The sequence below is a fragment of the Pseudomonas sp. 31 R 17 genome, from assembly GCF_900004915.1.
Taxonomy (GTDB): Bacteria; Pseudomonadota; Gammaproteobacteria; order Pseudomonadales; family Pseudomonadaceae; genus Aquipseudomonas; species Aquipseudomonas orientalis_A.
In genome coordinates this window covers 8,269-11,047 of record NZ_CVTN01000067.1, presented here as the reverse complement: position 1 = coordinate 11,047, position 2,779 = coordinate 8,269, and the positions used below count along the sequence as shown (strand labels likewise).

The following is a 2,779-nucleotide window of genomic DNA, read 5'->3' as shown; positions in this document are numbered from 1 at the left end:
TACTTTTGCGCTTTTCAAAAGTGAGCCGCTGTAAAAGCGGAACCATTAGCAGCCGTTACCGCAGAAACGGATATGTACTCGGTCCAATCCAACATCCTGGTCGGCCAGAGGCCGCCATCGGGGGCAAGCCCCCTCCCACATTTGGACCGGGATCGACACCAACATCCCGGTCGGTCCAGAGGCCGCCATCGGGGGCAAGCCCCCTCCCACATTATGACCGAGGAGGCCGGGAGGCCTTCACCGGAGCAGATCCCTTTCCACAAGGTCAGCGCGGCGGATAGTTGGCAAGTATCCTGGCCACCGTGCTGCGAATGGCATTACTCCGGTCCTGCGGATTCGGCGAACTGGCCATGATCTGCTCATCACTGCCCCGCCACACCAACTTACCGTCCCTGCCATCGAGCAAATCAATCTGCAGCGTCGCCACCTTGTAAGAGATGCTGCGCGTTTCGTTATACATCGGCGCCCCCCAATACCCATTCCACGGCCCGCCCCAGGCACCGCCGTAATTAGTGGTGACCTGTTGCTGACGGTCCTCGACGATCAGATAGGCCTGCACAGAGAGGTCGGCCTTGCTACCGGGCCCAGCGGGGCGCAGACCGCGCTGGTCAAGCTGCTCGCCCACCGCCTGGCGAATACGCTGCTCGGTCAGGTCGCTCTTGATACGCGGATCATCCGGACGATATTGCAGCGCCGGCTCTTTCCAGGCCCAGTTACGGTAGGCGCCAAAGTCGCGGCTGGCGTCAAAGTCATGATTGACCTGATTACTCTGGCAACCGCCCAGCAGCAGGACAACGGCAAGCGTAGCGATACGACGAAACATGAGGGTTCTCCGATGATCGGTCCGGCTTCAGTTGAGCATAGCGGTTAACGCGGAGGATACGCCGTCATTGCCTTCTGCACCGCCTGGCGCAACGCATCGGCGCGCTCGCTGAGGCTACCCTGGCTGCCCGTTTCGGCGCTCGCGCTCCACACCGGCTGGCCGCTGCGGGCGTCGAACAGATTGACGCGCACCACCACGACCTGCACTTCATAGGTGCGCACCATCGGCACCGAGTTGTACATGCCGTAGCCATTGCCATAGCGGTTGTAGCCGCCATAACCGTAGCCATAATCGTCCTGAACCTGACGCAGACGCTTCTCCAGGCGTACATCGGCGCTGACCAGCAGGTCCGGCGCACGCGTGTCATGCACCGGGCGCAGGCCGCGCTGGTCCAGCGCACCGCTGACAGCTTCGGCCACCTGGGCCGAATCCGCCCAGGCGGTGCCGGCCGGCAACTGGCCGTTGCGCCAGGCCCAATTGCGGTAGGCGCCATAGTCGCGCACCGGCGCCGGGTAAGCGCTGGCGTCAAAGGTGGTGGCCGCCTGGGCCGGGGCCGGTGGCATTGGCGCCGACGCGGCCACATAAGGATTGGGGCTCGAGCAGGCGCCCAGCCCAAGGGACAACAGGATCAAACAGAGACGACGCATTTCGACCTCCGCAGACTGGGCTGCTTAAACCGGACGGCACACCCAGTGCAAATAACGCCCAAGTCCGGCAAAGCTTGGGTGACGACGGTGAGCGAGCTCCATCTCCAACAGATCCTGCAGCTCGGCGCGCGCCTGGAACTCCACCGGCATATAGTCATGGAACACGCGCACGCCACTTTGGCTTTCGACCTGCCACAGCCCTTCGAGTTGCGCCGCCAATTCCCTTGGGTCCAGCGGCTGTTGCGGCGTGAGGCTCTGCTTTTCGCCGGCCATATCGTTCTTGCGCATCTTGCGAAAGTGGCCCTTGAGCAGGTTGCGATAGATCAGCGCATCGCGGTTATAGAACGCCAGGGACAACCAACCGCCGGGCAGCGTCAATTGATGCAGCACCGGCAGGATCGCATGGGGCTCGGCCAGCCATTCCAGCACGGCGTGGCACAGCACCAGATCGTAGGGCTCGGTGAGCTGGCCGAGCAAGTCTTGCCAGGGCGCCTGGATGAACGTGGCGCTCTGCCCGGCGTCGGCAAAACGCTGGCGCGCGCCGTCGAGCATGGGCGCGGCAGGCTCGGCCAGGGTCACCTGATGGCCACGCTCGGCCAGCCACAACGACATATGCCCCAACCCCGCGCCGATATCCAGCACGCGCAACGGGCGATCCGGCAACGCCTCGGCGAGATCGGCCTGCAACACCGCCAGGCGGATCGCACCCTTGGCACCGCCATAGATTTTCTCGGCGAAGCGCGTGGCCAACTGGTCGAAATGCCGGTCACTCATGGGCAAACCGCCGTTCGCTGTCGGCCAGCTTGGCGCGCACCACTTCGTTCATGTCCAGGCCCAGCTCACTGCACAGCAATAGCAGGTACAGCACGATATCGCCGACTTCCTGGCCGGCATGAGCGAGTTTATCGGCCGGCAATTGGCGCGACTGGTCTTCGGTCAGCCATTGGAAAATCTCGACCAGTTCGGCCATTTCCACACTGGCGGCCATGGCCAGGTTTTTCGGGCTGTGGAATTGCTTCCAATCGTTGGTATCGCGGATGCGGTGCAAGCGTTCGGTGAGGTGTTCGAGGTTCATTGGGGGCTCCTGAATGGGTATAGCTTCAGGGGGATGGGGAGTGAAGGCAAGTGAATAGCGGTGTTGCCCCCGATGAGCATAGGTATCTACACAACTCAGCAGCGCCCAACCGTAACCACGATGCGAAGCGAGCCGCTCTTGCTCTTGATCTGCTTTTGATCTTGATCTCAGGCGCCCCGTTAAACCACGCTGGCCGAACGCAGGCTTGAATCCGTGGGCAACCCGGCAGGACGC

Annotated in this window: 4 protein-coding genes; all 4 read right to left on the bottom strand. The window is 62.6% G+C overall.

Features of this window, described 5'->3' with window-relative positions; all coding sequences use genetic code 11:
• Window positions 1-265 precede the first annotated feature (265 nt).
• Genes BFP89_RS16270 through BFP89_RS16255 form a run of 4 tightly spaced genes read right to left on the bottom strand, consistent with a single transcriptional unit; the run spans window position 266 to window position 2,545 of the window.
• Entirely contained in the window at window positions 266-823 is a 558-nt protein-coding gene (locus tag BFP89_RS16270; RefSeq protein ID WP_065886476.1) for a DUF4136 domain-containing protein, read from the bottom strand.
• 44 nt (window positions 824-867) lie between these two features.
• Window positions 868-1,470, bottom strand: a complete 603-nt coding sequence (locus BFP89_RS16265) for a DUF4136 domain-containing protein (protein ID WP_065886475.1) — start codon at window positions 1,468-1,470, stop codon at window positions 868-870.
• A 24-nt stretch (window positions 1,471-1,494) separates the two neighbouring features.
• Complete coding sequence (locus BFP89_RS16260; RefSeq protein WP_065886474.1) at window positions 1,495-2,244, bottom strand: methyltransferase; 750 nt, start codon at window positions 2,242-2,244, stop codon at window positions 1,495-1,497.
• Complete coding sequence (locus BFP89_RS16255; protein WP_003188211.1) at window positions 2,237-2,545, bottom strand: MazG-like family protein; 309 nt, start codon at window positions 2,543-2,545, stop codon at window positions 2,237-2,239. The genes BFP89_RS16260 and BFP89_RS16255 overlap by 8 nt, the downstream gene beginning before the upstream one ends.
• Window positions 2,546-2,779: the final 234 nt, after the last annotated feature.

Coding starts and splice junctions, on each gene's coding strand:
- BFP89_RS16270 (WP_065886476.1), bottom strand. CDS start 823: ATGTTTCGTCGTATCGCTACGCTTGCCGTTGTCCTGCTGCTGGGCGGT.
- BFP89_RS16265 (WP_065886475.1), bottom strand. CDS start 1,470: ATGCGTCGTCTCTGTTTGATCCTGTTGTCCCTTGGGCTGGGCGCCTGC.
- BFP89_RS16260 (WP_065886474.1), bottom strand. CDS start 2,244: ATGAGTGACCGGCATTTCGACCAGTTGGCCACGCGCTTCGCCGAGAAA.
- BFP89_RS16255 (WP_003188211.1), bottom strand. CDS start 2,545: ATGAACCTCGAACACCTCACCGAACGCTTGCACCGCATCCGCGATACC.